Source organism: Stenotrophomonas sp. (assembly GCF_059505245.1).
On sequence record NZ_JCACKF010000011.1, the window covers coordinates 42,474 to 57,277 of the forward strand.

Sequence of the window (14,804 nt, forward strand, 5' to 3'; positions counted from 1 at the left end):
TACACGTGGACGCAGCTGCCTCTACGACGTCCGTGCTGACGGACCCTTCCCGACAACTGCGATTGCTGATCGACAGCGTGCGCGACCATGCGCTGTACCTGCTTGATCCTGAAGGCATCGTCTGCAGCTGGAACCCGGGCGCCGAGCGCATCAAGGGCTATTCAGCCGATGAAGTGGTGGGTACGCACTTCGGTCGTTTCTACCTGGCCACCGAGCGCGAGGCCGGCGAACCGCAGCGCCTGCTCCGCCTCGCGGCGCAGCAGGGCCATGTTGCCAGCGAGGGCTGGCGGGTACGCCGCGACGGCTCCTCGTTCCGCGCCAGCGTGGTCATCGAGCCGGTCGTTGAAGCGGGCGAACTGCTTGGCTTCGTCAAGATCACCCGCGACATCACCGAGCAATGGCAGGCACAGCGACTGCTGCGCGATGCCCAGCGTGCGCTGCGCAACACCCAGCAGTTCGAGACGGTCGGCCGGCTCAGCCGCGGCCTGTCGCACGAGTTCAACAACCTGCTGACCACCATCGGCAACGCGCTGGACCTGCTGTCGCTACGCGTCCGCGGTGACGATGCACGCGCCGCCGAGCTGCTGGACGCTGCGCAGGCGGCCACCGACCGCGGCGCCCTGCTGACCCGCCAGCTGCTGGCCTTCAGCACGGGCCAGACCCTGATCCGCGAACCGCTGGACATCAACACGCTGGTACAGCAATGGCTGCCGGGCCTGCAGCGCGCCTGCCCACCCACGGTGACGCTGGACGCCTGCCTCACGCCGGGCCTGCCGCAGGTGTGCACCGACGCGATGCAGCTGCAGGCTGCCCTGGCCAACCTGGTGGCAAATGCCGTAGAGGCCACCATCGATGGCGGGCGCATCCTGATCGGCACCGCGCTGGAACATCGACTCGACCCGGATGCGGACACTACGCTGCAACGCGGCTATGTCACCCTCAGCGTCTGTGACGAAGGCCATGGCATGGCGGCCGACATCGCCGAGCGCGCCAGCGAGCCCTTCTTCACCACCAAGGACATCGGCAAGGGCAGCGGCCTGGGCCTGAGCCAGGTGTTCGGATTCACTACCCAGAGCGGCGGCTTCGTCGATGTGTCCACCACGCCCGGTGTCGGCACGACGGTAAGCCTGCTGTTACCCGCATCAGAGGAAGCAACCCATGACCGATGAACCGATCCGCGTACTGATGGTGGAGGACCAGAACGATCTGCGCGAGATGATCGGCCTGGCCCTGCGCGATTTCGGCATCGAGGTCGCCACCACCGCCGATGGTCACGAGGCGGCGGAGCTGCTCAAGGGCGAGGCGCGTTTTGACGTGGTGTTCAGCGATGTCAGCATGCCCAACGGCATGTCCGGCATCGAACTGAGCGAGCACGTCGCCCGCGAACAGCCGCAGGCACGCATGATCCTGTCCTCCGGCTATGCGCGCTCGCAGCTGCCGCCGCTGCCGGAGCAGGTGGAGTTCCTGCCCAAGCCCTATCGCCTGCGCCAGCTGGTCGAGCTGTTGAAGCAGGATTGACCTTTCGCCAGGCCTGGCGAAGCCGATCTGCGGGTGCTGGGGCCCTACCGCCGCGACTGCGTGGTCGAACGCGTGCTGGGCGGGGCTACCGAGGATCTGCTGTCCGAAGTGCCGGCACCGCTGTTCGTACCCCACTAGCGCCGCCCTGCCCCGCACGGCGGTAGCCGGTCAGCGACTGCCCGGTGTGCCGCCGGAAGTAGCGGCACAGGTAGGACGCATCCTCGAAGCACAATCGCTCGGCGATGCGCCCGATCGGCAGCTCGCTGTAGCTCAGCAGCGCCTTGATCTCCAGCACCACCTGGCGGTCGATCAACGCCTTGGGTGTTTCACCGAAGCACTCGCGGGTCAGCTGCGAAAGATAGAACGGCGTGATGCACAACGCATCGGCATAGGACTGCACGTCGCGCTGGCGGGTACTGCGCTGGCCGACCAGTTCCCAGAAAGTCCAGGCCAGGCGCTCGCGCCGGCTGACCGGCGCTGCGGCCCCCTTCTGTGCCGGCAACAGCGTGGCGAATTTCAGGAAAAAGGTCTGCAGTAGATTGCGCAGCATCACGTGCCGATAGCGGCCCCCAGTATGCTGCGCGTCCATCAGCTGCTGCAGCCAGCCCTGCAGGAGCGGCACCTCCAGCGGCGACGGCACGCAATGGGGATGCTCATGCAGGAACTTGAACAGCGCGTTGGGCAATACGTAGGCCACCTCCGACGCCAGCGCCTTCGGCATCAGGCAGACCACCGCCAGGAAGCCACGCGATCGCTTCCGCAGCAGCGCCAGCGTGTCCTCGGCCAGCACCAGCACGTCGTGCCGCTGCACCGCCACCTCACGGAAGTTCAGCGCGAAGCGCGCACGCACGGACACGCACACCAGTACCGCCAGATACGCGTGCCCGAACGACAGCGGAACCCCCTGCCCCTCGGCCAGCGTACTGACCTCCAGGCGCATCGATTCGTCCTGATCCAGAAGCTGGGGTATGCGGTCCATTGGCCGATCCGGCTGCATTCCGGGGCCCAGCATACCTGCGCCAACGAGGCAGTTGCGAAAAGTACCGAAACCATCAAGGTCGCGCCCTGTGCCGATAACGAGGCACGGCCTAGCCTGTGCGCTCTCTTCCTGTCCCTGGAACGGCCATGCCGCTGCATACCGAACGCTTGATCCTGCGCCCCTGGCGCGACACCGACGCCGCCGACCTGTACGAATACGCCCGCGACCTGCGCGTCGGGCCCATCGCCGGATGGCCAGCCCACACCAGCGTCAAGGAAAGTACCGAGATCATCCGCACCGTGTTCAACCGGCCGGAGGTCTATGCCCTGCAGAGCCGCGAAGATGGCCGCGCCATCGGCTGCGTCGGCATCCTGATCGGTGCCGACAGCAACTTCGAGATCGGCGAGCGCGAAGGCGAGATCGCCTACTGGATCGGCGTACCGTACTGGGGGCGCGGCCTGGTGCCCGAAGCAGTGCGCGAAGTGATGCGGCACGCCTTCCTCGGCCTGCGTCTGGACGCACTGTGGTGCGGCTACTTCGCCGACAACCTGCAGTCCCTGAGCGTACAGAGCAAATGCGGTTTCCAGCATCACCATACCGAAGTGAACAAGTTCAACAGCTTCCTCGGCGACTACCGCACCGAACACATCAGCCGCATCACCCGCGAGCAATGGCAGGCGCAACAGGCTTCCGTGCTGCGCGCGTGATCACCACTCAGCCGGCACGGTGCTGCATGAACAGCAGTTCCGGCGTCGAAGCGTCTTCCATCGGCTGAAAGCCCAGGTCGCGATACAGGGTCACCGCCGCGACGTTGTCACGATAGACACGCAGGGTCAGCCGCTCCGCCCCGGCCGACTGCAACGCCTGCGCCATCAGCGCCTGCATCAGTACACGTCCCAGTCCACGCCCGCGTGCCCGCGGCGAAACGATGATGCGGCCCAGGTGCAGCGTGCCGGAGGTCGTTGGCCAGTACTGGCCGAAACCAAGGCAGTGGCCATGCGCATCCAACAGCACCCAACCCGGGCGCTGCTGCAGTTGCAGTGCCTGCGCGAATGCGTCCGGCACGAGCGGATACGCCACGCCGGGACCGGCCCAGCGCCGGGTTGCGCTGGCCGAATCCAGCCACGCGCCGATGGCGGCGAAGTGCGGAGGCTGCACGGGGCGAAGGTACTCACTCATGGCGTGCGCGCAAGGAAGGATGGCCACCATGGTGCGCGATCCCGGTGGCCGGATCACGTTGCACGGCAGCGCTTGAATTTTGTCCCAGGGCAGTAAGCAATGCCGATCGTCCACCGCCGCCACACCTGACAACCACTCTTTTCCTTCTGCCCTCGGGATCCGGCATGATCCACGGCCTCAGCGCCTTGCCTCTTACGCCGGTGACCGAATCGGGCATCGACCTGCACGCCTTCGCTGGGATGGTCGAGCGACTCGCAGCCGCTGGCGTGGACTCGATGGGCGTGCTCGACTCAGCTCCTTCGCACGGCGCCGCTCAAGCACCACGGTCGTGCTGCATCCTAGCGTGCGGCAGCGAGGTTGATCTGTGTCATTCGATACGAATCACGCTTTAGAGGCATCGACTTCGAGATGCTACCATCCAAGCGTCACTTCATAGGGATATAAAGCATGGGTGGTTTCAGCATCTGGCATTGGATCATCCTACTGGCGGTTATCCTGATCCCAGTAGCGATTATTGCGATAGTCCTTGCGCTCAGTCGCCGCAAGAAATAAGAAGCCAATTGAGAGTTCAAACAAAATGGGGCCGCTAAAACGGCCCCATTTGCCTATTGCAAGTCGCCCAACACGCCATCAGCGGATCATATATTCGACGTTGCAAACCTTAGCGACCCCGGCGCCACTACAGGTAATTGCCTTGACACTACCCGTCGACGACGGGCCAGATGCCGACATCGTTGCACCGAGACCTTGAAGATGGGTGACCATCCTTGCAAGATTCTCTCCGCCGTAGTCAGTCCAAGTACCATTCACCTGCTGAATATCGGTCGGAATCAACTGCCCTGCGGCGGTACGCTCACTACCGACTTCGGACTGTCCATTCTGATGCTCGAGGTTGACGACGACAACAACCGAGGAACCGTCCTTAAACACGACCTTCATTATGATCCTCGCTTGATCGCGCAGGCCTGTGTAGTTCGTAACGTGCTGGAGTAGGTCGGCCATTGCCGTGAAAACGTCGGTTCCGACCACCTTGGAAATGACATCCGTGCTACCCGTCGCAGTTTCGACCATTGCACGGAGGTTGTAGTCCGATACGTACTCGTAAGCCGTCATAGCACTTGCGCTCGGATTGAGGCCGAGCGTCGCGATTGGCACGATGAACGTGGGACGAAGTGTGCCACCACCAACGACTTGTACGCGATGAGCTCGGTTCACCTCTTCAACGGCACCCGCCGGTGGAGTCTCCCGCACAACCAGAGGTCCTGCGGCTCTCGGCTCAATGCCACCACCGCCGCCACCGGAGCTTGTACCAACGTAGTACTGCTGAATCTGGTTGTCAGTAACATTAAAAATCAGGTGAGTCCCGGGCCCTTGACGAACGGCCTCAGCGCGATAGTCACCATCAATTCGACAGGTGTCGCATCGGACAGCGGCAGCATTCACGTCTGCGACAAGAGCGCCTAAGCCAACAAATCCAAGCATCCCAGCAAGAGCGTATTTCAAAAGCACTGTCCATCTCCATGTTAGACCGATCGGCGATCGAGGCTTCTTCCCCTCGAAAGCCAAGTCCATGCTATCCCAATCGCTTGGTAAGAAAAAAGGTCGGCAATTCCATCGCGATCGCGATAACCACAGCCAATGCCAGGTACTGAGATCACCTGTGCTGCGGCGCCGCCCGGATGGCCCGCGTTCTGCGAGGAGATGCGGCAGCGCTCGGCAGAGAAAGCACGAACACCGCTGCCCGCCGACGACACGCACCGAGCAACCGCCCGGCCGGCGCAGTCGGCGAGATTTCCACAAGCCGGCAACCACTTCAGCGTCCAGGACTAGCAGCATGTTCTCCAATGGCTTCGGCTGCCATATCCGAGTAGTTTCTTGCGACCTCATTTGCACGCTTCGGTTGTCGTCGCCGTAGTAGCGGTGTCTGCGACCATCTTTCTTGGCACCGTGAGAAAGCAGTTGCTTTGGCCTATTGCAACGTGGAACTTAAGGAGTTGCAGCTGCGGACGATGGTGATATATGGGTTTATGGGGCTGGGAGCGGATTTCTGCGAAGACGCTTTCGTCGGAAGCATCAGTTCACGCGAGCTTCTCAGTAAGAACGCGAAGAATCTCAAGACTGATCGACTTCGGTCTCTTCCGGGTAGGTTGCACGCTCTGCCCGAGGTGGAAGGCGTGGACCTGGCTTGCTTGCTTGGAGACTGTGGGGAAGGAAGTTCGCAGGCTGCAGGCCGCGCTCCGCCGTGGCGTGCAGTGGAAGGAATGGATGCGAACCCGTTTGAGGGGATCCAGGCACCAAGAGGGGTGCGAAGCATTGCCGTCCGGTTCTATACAGCTGATGCCATGCAGCAGCTCTACGCGGCCAATGCCTCCCGGGCCAACCTATGGCGGTTCATGGCACACACCGGAATCCGGCGCGGCGATCTGATGCACCTGAGGCACGAGAACGTGGTTACTGGTCGCCTGCTGGTCGAGAGCGATCCGGACGAGGACGGCGACGGACGCACGAAGTCAGGGAATTGGCGAGAGGTGCCGTTGAACGCCCATGCCGCTGCACCTCTAGCCACCCTTCTCGATCCGCTGGTAAGCGTTCACAAGGACACCGTGAGCGACTGGTCCAAGGATGATGCGACCGCGGCAGGCGTTGGCGGGAGTCTTCACCGCCTGAGGCACACGTTCTGCGCCCATATGGTTATGGCTGGCGTGCCATTGCGGTGCGTGCAGCTCCTGGCCGGTCATGCTGATTACGCCACTACAGAGAAGTACTACGCACACCTCACCCCTGAGGGCGATGATGGCGCGGTGGCGAAGCTAACCTATTGATTCGCTACTGTGACCACTGTGACCAATTAGTACCTTTTGATGGCCCGATATGGCCCATGGCAGCGCAGCAGCTGCCGCAAGTTATTGATTCTGGTGACCCCGGCCCGATTCGAACGGGCGACCTTCCCCTTAGGAGGGGGACGCTCTATCCAGCTGAGCTACGGGGCCATGCAGCCGGGAAGTTTACAGGCAACGGGCCCTGCCCTCCAAGCATTCATGTTCGGCCAGGCCTGGCTGGCGCGTTGCACCATGGTCGGCCGGGGCGCTCTGCTACCATCGGCGATTCAGTTCATCGCGTCCCCCACCTGCCCGCGATGGCGCCAAACAACGTAACGAAATACAGGAGTCTGCATGTCTTCCGAGCTGCTCAAGTCCCTTGGCCTGGACGCGATCAACGCTGGCACGTACCTGGGCAACGGGGAGTGGTCGAGCGCGACCAGCGGTGAGCTGATCACCCCGGTCAACCCGACCACCGGCGAGCCTATCGCGCAGGTCCGCGCGACCACCGAGGCCGAGTACGAGACCGTCGTTGCCCGCGCCCAGGAAGCCTTCAAGGTCTGGCGCACCACGCCGGCCCCGCGCCGCGGTGAAGCCGTGCGCCTGTGCGGTGAAGCACTGCGCAGGCACAAAGACGCCCTGGGTTCGCTGGTTGCGCTGGAAATGGGCAAGAGCAAGCCGGAAGGCGATGGCGAAGTGCAGGAGATGATCGACATCGCCGATTTCGCCGTCGGCCAGAGCCGCATGCTGTACGGCTACACCATGCATTCCGAGCGCCCCGGCCACCGCATGTACGAGCAGTACCACCCGCTGGGCCTGGTCGGCATCATCTCGGCCTTCAACTTCCCGGTCGCGGTGTGGAGCTGGAACTCGTTCCTGGCCGCCATCTGTGGCGACGTATGCATCTGGAAGCCGTCCAACAAGACGCCGCTGACCGCCATCGCCTCGCTGAAGATCTGCAACGACGCCCTGCGCGAAGCCGGCTTCCCGGACATTTTCTTCCTGATCAACGATGCCGGCACCGCGCTGTCGGAAAAGATGGTCGATGACCGACGCGTGCCGCTGATAAGCTTCACCGGCTCGACCCAGGTGGGCCGCACCGTCAACGAGAAGGTCGCGCGCCGCCTCGGCCGCTGCCTGCTGGAACTCGGCGGCAACAACGCCATCATCCTGGACGAAACCGCCGACCTGAAGCTGGCCGTGCCGGGCATCGTGTTCGGCGCCGTCGGCACCGCCGGCCAGCGCTGCACCACCACCCGCCGCCTGATCGTGCACCGCTCGATCTACGCCGACGTGCTGGCCACCCTGGTCAAGGCCTACAAGCAGGTGGAAGGCAAGATCGGCGACCCGACCGATGCGGCCAACCTGATGGGCCCGCTGAACAGCGAAGGCGCCGTGCAGCAGTTCCTCGATGCGATCGCCCAGGCCAAGGCGGCCGGCGGCACCATCGAAACCGGTGGCAGCCGCATCGACCGCCCGGGCAACTTCGTGTTGCCGGCCATCGTCTCCGGCCTGAAGAACAGCGACGCCGTGGTCCAGCACGAGACCTTCGCGCCGATCCTGTACGTGATGCCGTACGACACCCTCGATGAAGCCATCGACATGCAGAACGGCGTGCCGCAGGGCCTGTCGTCCTCGATCTTCACCCAGAACCTGAAGACTGCCGAGAAGTTCCTGTCGGCCGCCGGCAGCGACTGCGGCATCGCCAACATCAACATCGGCACGTCCGGTGCGGAGATCGGCGGCGCCTTCGGTGGCGAGAAGGACACCGGCGGTGGCCGCGAGTCCGGTTCGGATGCGTGGAAGGTCTACATGCGCCGCCAGACCAACACCATCAACTACTCGGATTCGCTGCCGCTGGCCCAGGGCATCAAGTTCGACCTGTGATGGCGAACGACGAGGACACGTCCGTGGGTCAGAGCCCCTCCGGGGATCTGGCCCCAGCGAGGGGTCGGATCCCCGCAGGGGCTCCGACCCTCGATTTCAGCGGCCGCCGCGTGCTCATCGCCGGCGGCAGCAAGGGCATTGGCCGTGAAATGGCGCTGGCCTTTGCCGGCGCCGGCGCACAGGTCTCGGTCTGCGCCCGCGGCCAGGCCGGCCTGGATGCCCTGCGTGCCGATGCACGAGCGCAGGGCTTCGAACTGCACGCGTTTTCCACCGATCTGGCCGACACCGGCCAGATCCAGGCCTGGCTACAGGCCGCCGCCGACGCCCGCGGTGGCATCGATGTGTTGGTCAACAATGCCACCGGCTACGGCATGGCCGACGACGAGGACGGCTGGGCCGCCAGCCTGCAGATCGACCTGATGGCGGCCGTGCGTGCCTCGCGCCTGGCATTGCCATGGCTGCGTGCCTCCAGCGACGCCTGCATCCTCAATCTGTCGTCGATTGCCGCGCAGCAGCCGCGCCCCGGTGGCGCGCCGTACGCCGCGGCCAAAGCGGCGCTTTCGCACTACACCACGTCACAGGCGCTGGCGCTGGCCAAGGACCGGATCCGGGTCAATGCCATCGCCCCGGGCTCGATCGAGTTCGATGACGGCCTCTGGGACCGTCGTCGCGTCGAGGACCCCGCGCTGTACCACGGCACCCTGGCGAAGATTCCGTTCGGCCGCTTCGGCCACCCGCGCGAGATCGCCGACGCCGCACTGTTCCTGTGCTCGCCACTGGCGCGCTGGGTCACCGGTAGCGTGCTCAATGTGGATGGCGGCCAGGTGTTGATGGGCTGATACCGGCACTTCGGTAGCCGCCAACCTTGGTTGGCATGCCTTTCGTCGACCAAGGTCGACGCCTACCAGGGCCGAAATCCCTTCGTCGACCAAGGTCGACGCCTACCAGGGCCGAAATCCCTTCGTCGACCAAGGTCGACGCCTACCAAGGCCGATATCCCTTTCGTCGACCAAGGTCGACGCCGACCAGGGCCGAAATCCCTTTCGCCGGCCAGGGGCGACGCCTGCCATCGCATCCGCCGGGCATGGGATTGCCGGGGCAGAGGCACTATCATGTGCACACTGCCAAGGAGGACCCCGATGAGCGTGGCACCCCGACAGACAAGCGCCCTGGCCGTGGTCAGCCTGGTCATGGGCATCGCCAGCTGGACCGTCCTGCCCTTCGTGGCCAGCATCGTCGCCATCATCACCGGCCACATGGCCCGCGCCGAAATCCGCCGCCGCCCGCACGAACTGGAAGGCGATGGCCTGGCCGTCACCGGCCTGGTGCTGGGCTGGGTCATGGTCGGCGCGGCACTTGCCGCCATCGTGGTCTTCATCCTGTTCTTCGGCGGCCTGGCGTGGCTGGCGGCGGTGTCGAACTGACGCCATGACCGCCTCCGACAGCACTGAACGCTTCAGCAGCCGAGTCGCCGACTACGTCCGCTACCGGCCCGACTACCCACCCGCGCTGCTGGAGTGGCTGCATGGCCCGATGGGTGTCAGCCAGCAGGCGCGTGTGGCTGACATCGGCGCCGGTACCGGCATTTCCAGCCGCCTTTTCCTGGCCAGCGGCCATCCTGTTGTCGCGGTTGAGCCCAATGCGGCCATGCGCGGCGCGGCCGAAGAATGGCTGGCACCGCAGTACCCGCAGTTCCGTGCGGTGGATGGCCGCGCCGAGGCCACCGCGCTGGACGATGCCAGCATCGACCTGGTCAGCGTCGCGCAGGCCTTCCATTGGTTCGACACCGTGGCGGTACGCGCCGAGTGGCAGCGCATCCTGCGCCCCGGCGGCCAGGCCCTCATCTACTGGAATTCTCGCCTGCTCGATGCCAGCCCGTTCCTGGTCGGCTACGAACAGCTGCTGCTGGACTACGGCACCGACTATACCGCCGTGGCCGAGCGCTACCAGGACGACGCCACCATGCAGGCCTGGTTCGGCGCTGGCCTGCGCGGCAGGGTGGAGCTGCCGAACGTGCAGCACCTGGACTTCGACGCCCTGCGCGGGCGCCTGCTGTCCTCCTCCTACGCCCCTCAACCCGGTCATCCGCGCCACGCACCGATGATCGACGCTCTGCAGCACCTGTTCGCCGCCCACGCGGTCGACGGCCAGGTTGCTTTTGAATATCGAACCCGAGCCTTCCTCGGCACGCTGGACTGAACCGACGCATGTATTCGCTTGCCCGCCCCTTCCTGTTCTCGCTCGACGCCGAGCGCGCCCACGGCCTTGGCCTGTCCGCACTGGACCTGGCCTATCGCACCGGCACCACGCCGCTGCTGGCCGCACGCATCGCGCCGATGCCCAGCACGGTGTTCGGGCTGACGTTCCCCAACCCGGTCGGCCTGGCCGCCGGCCTGGACAAGAACGGGGAGCACATCGATGCATTGTTCGCGCTCGGCTTCGGCTTCGTCGAAATCGGCACGATCACCCCGCGCCCGCAGGCCGGCAATCCGCAGCCGCGCCTGTTCCGCCTGCCGGAACACAACGCGATCATCAACCGCATGGGCTTCAACAATGCGGGCGTGGACGCGCTGGTGCGCAACGTCGAGCGCGCGCGCAACCGCCGCGGCCTGCTCGGCATCAACATCGGCAAGAACAAGGACACCCCCAACGAACAGGCCGTGGACGATTACATCGCCTGCCTGGACAAGGTGTACGCGCTGGCCGACTACATCACTGTCAACATTTCCTCGCCCAACACCGCCGGCCTGCGTGAACTGCAGGAAGAAACCGCGCTGCGCCAGCTGGTCAGCCAGCTGCGTGACCGCCAGGAAGAGCTCGCGGCCCGCCACGGCCGCCGCGTACCGATGCTGGTGAAGGTGGCGCCGGACCTCAGCGAGCGCGACATCGATGCCGCCGCCCGCGTGCTGGGCGAGCTGCAGGTGGACGGCGTGATCGCCACCAACACCACCATCGACCACAGCAAGGTGGCCGGCGATCCGCTGGCCAACGAGGCCGGTGGCCTGTCCGGTGCGCCGGTGCTGGAGCAGTCCACGCTGGTGCTGCGCCGCCTGCGCTCGCGCCTGCCCGAGTCGGTGCCCTTGGTCGGCGTCGGCGGCATCCTGTCCGGTGCCGACGCGGTGGCCAAGATGGCGGCCGGTGCCGCGCTGGTGCAGTGCTACAGCGGCCTGATCTTCCGTGGGCCGGCGCTGGTTTCCGAATGCGTGGAGGCGATCCGTCGCCGCCGCGAAGCGCCGAGCCGCGGCGCGGTGGCCCCACTGTGAGCGCGCCCATGGACACCACCGACGGCAACGCCCCGCTGCGCTGGACACTCACCCGCAATGCGCCGCTGCAGGCACTGAATACCTTCCACGTGCAGGCCAATGCGGAACAGCTGCTCGAACTGCACGATGCCGCGCTGCTGCCGGAGGTGCTGGCACTGCCCGAGGTGGCCAACGGCCCGCTGCTGGTGCTGGGCGCCGGCAGCAACGTGCTGATCGCCGAGGACCTGCCCGGTACCGTGCTGGTGTTCGGCAACCGCGACATCAGTTTCCTTGAACACCGCGCCGACCACGCGGTGATCCGCGCCGGCGCCGGCGTGCCCTGGCATGGCCTGGTGATGTGGTCGCTGCAGGAAGGCCTGTCCGGCCTGGAAAACCTGGCGCTGATTCCCGGCACCGCCGGTGCCGCACCGATCCAGAACATCGGCGCCTATGGCGCGCAGGTCGGCGAGTTCATCCAGGCGGTCGAAGCCTGGGACTGTCAGGAGCAGGCCTGGGTGCGCCTGGATAACGAACAGTGTGGTTTCGCCTACCGCGACAGCGTGTTCAAGCAACAGCCCGATCGCTACCTGATCACCGCCATCGAACTGAAACTGCCACTGCTGCACGATCTGCGCATGGACTACGCCGGCATCCGCGAAGAGCTGCAGGCGCAGGGCGTGGTGCTGCCGGGCGCGGTGGACGTGGCCAATGCGGTGATCGCGATCCGCCGCCGCAAGCTGCCCGACCCGGAGGTACTCGGCAATGCCGGCAGCTTCTTCAAGAACCCGGTGCTGCCACTGGAGCAGGTCGACGTGCTGCTGCAGCACTTCCCCGACCTGCCGGTGTTCCCGGCCGAGCAGGACGACAAGCGCAAGGTCTCGGCAGCCTGGATGATCGAATCCTGCGGCTGGAAGGGCTTCCGCGACGGCGATGCCGGCGTGGCCCCCAGCCACGCGCTGGTGCTGGTCAACCACGGCAATGCCAGCGGCGCTGAACTGCTGGCGCTGGCGCGCCGCATCTCGGCCTCGGTGCTGGAGAAGTTCGGCGTGCCGATCGAACCGGAGCCCCGCCTGCTCGGCGCACAGTGGTGAACAGCCCCACCCTTTCCCCCAGCGCCACCCCGATGCGGGCGGCGCTGCTGATGCTCGGCAGCACGATGGCGTTCGGCCTGATGGCGGTGGCGATCCGCTATGCCACGCGCTACGTGCCCACCCAGGAAGTGGCGTTCTTCCGCAACGCCTTCGGCCTGCTGGCGCTGCTGCCGATGCTGCTGCGGCCCGGCCGTGCGCCCTTGAGGACGCAGCAGCTGCCACGCTATTTCGTGCGCAGTGCAATCGGCCTGGGCTCGATGCTGTGCGCGTTCTGGGCGCTGGGTCACCTGCCGTTGGCGCAGGCGGTTTCGCTCTCCTATTCCACGCCGCTGTTCGTCACCATTGCCGCCGTGCTGTGGCTGGGTGAAACCGTGCGCGTGCGCCGCTGGGCCGCGGTCGTGGTCGGCTTCATCGGCGTGCTGGTGATCGTGCGTCCCGGCACCGCCGGCTTCACCGCCGGCAGCCTGGTCGCGGTGGGTGCGGCGGTACTCAGCTCGCTGGTGGCGATCCAGATCAAGCAGCTGACCCGCGTCGACAGTGCCGATACCGTGGTGCTCTATACCTACGTGTTCTGGGTGCCGCTGTCGCTGGTGCCGGCGCTGTTCGTCTGGGTCTGGCCGACCGGGTCGGCCTGGCTGTGGCTGCTGGCCACCGGCGTGCTTGGCACCGTCGGCCAGCTGTTGTGGACCCGCGCGCTACGGCTGGGCGAAGTCTCCGCCCTGACCCCGATCAGCTTCCTGCAGCTGCCACTGGTAACGCTGTTCGGCTGGCTGCTGTTCAACGAAACGGTGGACCGCTGGACGATCATCGGTGCCGGCATCATCCTCGCCGCCAACGCCTACATCGCCCACCGCGAAGCCGTGCTGTCACGCCGCGCTGCAAGCGCGGCGGCCTCTGCAGCGGCCAAGCCCGCAGAGTAGCTCCACACCGCGCGCAGACACCGCGGCCCCCTGTAGAGCCGAGCCATGCTCGACTCATCGCGCAGCGTGAGGGTTCATCGTAGAAAATGCCATGCACGCATGGCGTGGATCTACAGCGCGCGATACACCCGCTCTGCCGCGTCGAATACATTGCCCGGTGCAAACTGTTCGCTGAGGAAATGCAGCGACTGCCGGCGCAGCTGCGGCGACCGGTCCTCTCCATCGCTGCCCAGCAGGACCTGCTGGAACTCGATCAGGTCCTGCAGGATGCGCCAGTGCCGGTACCAGGCGATCCAGCGTGGATCGCCGCGGTCACTGCCATAGCCTTCCTCGAATCCCAACGGGTTCTCGCGCCCCCAGCGCCCACCGACCGCGCCACCGATGAACATCAGGTCGCGCTCGCGCGGGGCCAGCGACAGGCCATCCCAATCGATCAGGTGCAGGCTCCCGTCATTGCCCATCAGCAGATTGCCGGCATGCAGGTCGGTGTGGCACAGGTGCAGCCGCACCGGGACATCCTGCAACGCCGCGTGCAGCTGCAGTGCCTGCGCATGCAGCGCCGCGATGCGCGCATGCTGCTGGTCCCAGACGGATACGAAGGCCCGGCCCAGCCCATCCCTGGCGGCCGCCAGGCCCTCGCCGGCCAGCCATTGCCCGACCGTATCAAGCGCCGCGGTTTCCATCCGCAGGCTCGGCAGCGCCTCCTGCAGCGCCGGTGGCGGGCACGCCTCGTGCAGGCGCCGCAGCACCTCGCCCAATCGTTGCCACTGCGTGCGGCTCAACGCCGCCTCGAAGCCGGACTGGCCTTCCACATACGGGAACAGGGTGAACTGCAGGCCCCAGCGCTGCACTGACGCTCCACCGGTCAGCGCCGGCCATGGCGCGACGATTTCCTCGATGCCCAGCGTGCCGCGCAGCCAATGCAGGGTGTCCCAGACGGCAGGGGCAACCTGGTAACTGCGGCATTTCAACCACCATTGCCCGCGCCGTGCATCGATGCGATACACGCTGGCGTTGGCATCGGCGCCAACCGGGCGTGGCACCACGGCATTGGCGGTGATGCCATAGGACTGCTGAAGGACTTCGCCGAGATGCTGCGCCGAAGCGAATGACATGGATGCAAGCGGAAAGTATTACCTGCCGCCACTATCGCAGATGCGCGGGCCGCG

Annotated in this window: 15 protein-coding genes and 1 tRNA gene; 11 read left to right on the top strand and 5 right to left on the bottom strand. The window is 65.6% G+C overall.

Annotated elements, in window-relative coordinates; all coding sequences use genetic code 11:
* The first annotated feature begins 5 nt into the window (after positions 1-5).
* Together AC5JLE_RS04045 and AC5JLE_RS04050 are read left to right on the top strand one after the other, a co-directional pair.
* Positions 6-1,169 (top strand): two-component system sensor histidine kinase NtrB, encoded by a 1,164-nt coding sequence (locus AC5JLE_RS04045; RefSeq protein WP_401730139.1) that lies wholly within the window; start codon positions 6-8, stop codon positions 1,167-1,169.
* A complete protein-coding gene (locus tag AC5JLE_RS04050) occupies positions 1,159-1,518 on the top strand; it encodes a response regulator (protein WP_014646927.1) in 360 nt (119 codons plus the stop codon). Before AC5JLE_RS04045 ends, AC5JLE_RS04050 begins: the two co-directional genes overlap by 11 nt.
* 85 nt (positions 1,519-1,603) lie before the next feature.
* Here AC5JLE_RS04050 and AC5JLE_RS04055 read toward each other — a convergent pair whose 3' ends face one another.
* Entirely contained in the window at positions 1,604-2,497 is an 894-nt protein-coding gene (locus AC5JLE_RS04055) for a helix-turn-helix domain-containing protein (protein WP_414613882.1), read from the bottom strand.
* A 146-nt stretch (positions 2,498-2,643) separates the two neighbouring features.
* Here AC5JLE_RS04055 and AC5JLE_RS04060 point away from each other — a divergent pair, with 146 nt between their 5' ends.
* Positions 2,644-3,204 (top strand): GNAT family N-acetyltransferase, encoded by a 561-nt coding sequence (locus AC5JLE_RS04060; RefSeq protein WP_496065063.1) that lies wholly within the window; start codon positions 2,644-2,646, stop codon positions 3,202-3,204.
* 7 nt (positions 3,205-3,211) lie between these two features.
* Here AC5JLE_RS04060 and AC5JLE_RS04065 read toward each other — a convergent pair whose 3' ends face one another.
* Both AC5JLE_RS04065 and AC5JLE_RS04070 read right to left on the bottom strand, forming a co-directional pair.
* A complete protein-coding gene (locus tag AC5JLE_RS04065; RefSeq protein ID WP_197561178.1) occupies positions 3,212-3,676 on the bottom strand; it encodes a GNAT family N-acetyltransferase in 465 nt (154 codons plus the stop codon).
* 630 nt (positions 3,677-4,306) lie between these two features.
* Positions 4,307-5,185, bottom strand: coding sequence for a hypothetical protein (locus tag AC5JLE_RS04070; protein ID WP_229767324.1), 879 nt, complete (start codon positions 5,183-5,185; stop codon positions 4,307-4,309).
* Positions 5,186-6,018: 833 nt separating this feature from the next.
* On the opposite strand from AC5JLE_RS04070, the gene AC5JLE_RS04075 reads away from it, so the two are divergent.
* Positions 6,019-6,498 carry a tyrosine-type recombinase/integrase gene (locus AC5JLE_RS04075; protein WP_239517629.1) on the top strand — a complete coding sequence of 160 codons (480 nt, stop codon included), beginning with the start codon at positions 6,019-6,021 and terminating at the stop codon, positions 6,496-6,498.
* Positions 6,499-6,589: 91 nt separating this feature from the next.
* Here AC5JLE_RS04075 and AC5JLE_RS04080 read toward each other — a convergent pair.
* A tRNA-Arg gene (locus tag AC5JLE_RS04080) sits at positions 6,590-6,666 on the bottom strand.
* Between the two features lie 183 nt (positions 6,667-6,849).
* Between AC5JLE_RS04080 and amaB the strand changes: the two genes are divergently transcribed.
* From amaB to AC5JLE_RS04115, 7 genes are all read left to right on the top strand, one after another.
* A complete protein-coding gene (gene amaB, locus AC5JLE_RS04085; RefSeq protein WP_014646923.1) occupies positions 6,850-8,382 on the top strand; it encodes an L-piperidine-6-carboxylate dehydrogenase in 1,533 nt (510 codons plus the stop codon).
* Entirely contained in the window at positions 8,382-9,221 is an 840-nt protein-coding gene (locus AC5JLE_RS04090; protein ID WP_262217178.1) for an SDR family NAD(P)-dependent oxidoreductase, read from the top strand. The genes amaB and AC5JLE_RS04090 overlap by 1 nt, the downstream gene beginning before the upstream one ends.
* A gap of 300 nt (positions 9,222-9,521) precedes the next feature.
* Complete coding sequence (locus AC5JLE_RS04095) at positions 9,522-9,806, top strand: DUF4190 domain-containing protein (protein ID WP_014646921.1); 285 nt, start codon at positions 9,522-9,524, stop codon at positions 9,804-9,806.
* Positions 9,807-9,810: 4 nt separating this feature from the next.
* On the top strand, positions 9,811-10,581 hold the full coding sequence (locus tag AC5JLE_RS04100; RefSeq protein WP_100449938.1) for a class I SAM-dependent methyltransferase: 771 nt from the start codon (positions 9,811-9,813) through the stop codon (positions 10,579-10,581).
* Between the two features lie 8 nt (positions 10,582-10,589).
* A complete protein-coding gene (locus tag AC5JLE_RS04105; protein WP_032962331.1) occupies positions 10,590-11,645 on the top strand; it encodes a quinone-dependent dihydroorotate dehydrogenase in 1,056 nt (351 codons plus the stop codon).
* Positions 11,646-11,653: 8 nt separating this feature from the next.
* Positions 11,654-12,715: a UDP-N-acetylmuramate dehydrogenase gene (gene murB, locus AC5JLE_RS04110; protein WP_262217180.1), complete on the top strand. Its 1,062-nt coding sequence runs from the start codon at positions 11,654-11,656 to the stop codon at positions 12,713-12,715.
* A 32-nt stretch (positions 12,716-12,747) separates the two neighbouring features.
* The gene (locus AC5JLE_RS04115; protein ID WP_032959989.1) at positions 12,748-13,635 is read left to right on the top strand and encodes a DMT family transporter; all 888 of its coding nucleotides are present in this window, start codon (positions 12,748-12,750) and stop codon (positions 13,633-13,635) included.
* Between the two features lie 110 nt (positions 13,636-13,745).
* Here the strand turns inward: AC5JLE_RS04115 and AC5JLE_RS04120 are convergent, their stop codons facing one another.
* Positions 13,746-14,750: an aminoglycoside phosphotransferase family protein gene (locus tag AC5JLE_RS04120; RefSeq protein ID WP_032959991.1), complete on the bottom strand. Its 1,005-nt coding sequence runs from the start codon at positions 14,748-14,750 to the stop codon at positions 13,746-13,748.
* Positions 14,751-14,804: the final 54 nt, after the last annotated feature.

Bases quoted from the DNA above. Each gene is read 5' to 3' on its own strand.
- AC5JLE_RS04050 (WP_014646927.1), top strand. From the start codon at position 1,159: ATGACCGATGAACCGATCCGCGTACTGATGGTGGAGGACCAGAACGAT.
- AC5JLE_RS04055 (WP_414613882.1), bottom strand. From the start codon at position 2,497: ATGGACCGCATACCCCAGCTTCTGGATCAGGACGAATCGATGCGCCTG.
- AC5JLE_RS04060 (WP_496065063.1), top strand. From the start codon at position 2,644: ATGCCGCTGCATACCGAACGCTTGATCCTGCGCCCCTGGCGCGACACC.
- AC5JLE_RS04065 (WP_197561178.1), bottom strand. From the start codon at position 3,676: ATGAGTGAGTACCTTCGCCCCGTGCAGCCTCCGCACTTCGCCGCCATC.
- AC5JLE_RS04075 (WP_239517629.1), top strand. From the start codon at position 6,019: ATGCAGCAGCTCTACGCGGCCAATGCCTCCCGGGCCAACCTATGGCGG.
- amaB (WP_014646923.1), top strand. From the start codon at position 6,850: ATGTCTTCCGAGCTGCTCAAGTCCCTTGGCCTGGACGCGATCAACGCT.
- AC5JLE_RS04090 (WP_262217178.1), top strand. From the start codon at position 8,382: ATGGCGAACGACGAGGACACGTCCGTGGGTCAGAGCCCCTCCGGGGAT.
- AC5JLE_RS04095 (WP_014646921.1), top strand. From the start codon at position 9,522: ATGAGCGTGGCACCCCGACAGACAAGCGCCCTGGCCGTGGTCAGCCTG.
- AC5JLE_RS04100 (WP_100449938.1), top strand. From the start codon at position 9,811: ATGACCGCCTCCGACAGCACTGAACGCTTCAGCAGCCGAGTCGCCGAC.
- AC5JLE_RS04105 (WP_032962331.1), top strand. From the start codon at position 10,590: ATGTATTCGCTTGCCCGCCCCTTCCTGTTCTCGCTCGACGCCGAGCGC.
- murB (WP_262217180.1), top strand. From the start codon at position 11,654: ATGGACACCACCGACGGCAACGCCCCGCTGCGCTGGACACTCACCCGC.
- AC5JLE_RS04115 (WP_032959989.1), top strand. From the start codon at position 12,748: ATGCGGGCGGCGCTGCTGATGCTCGGCAGCACGATGGCGTTCGGCCTG.
- AC5JLE_RS04120 (WP_032959991.1), bottom strand. From the start codon at position 14,750: ATGTCATTCGCTTCGGCGCAGCATCTCGGCGAAGTCCTTCAGCAGTCC.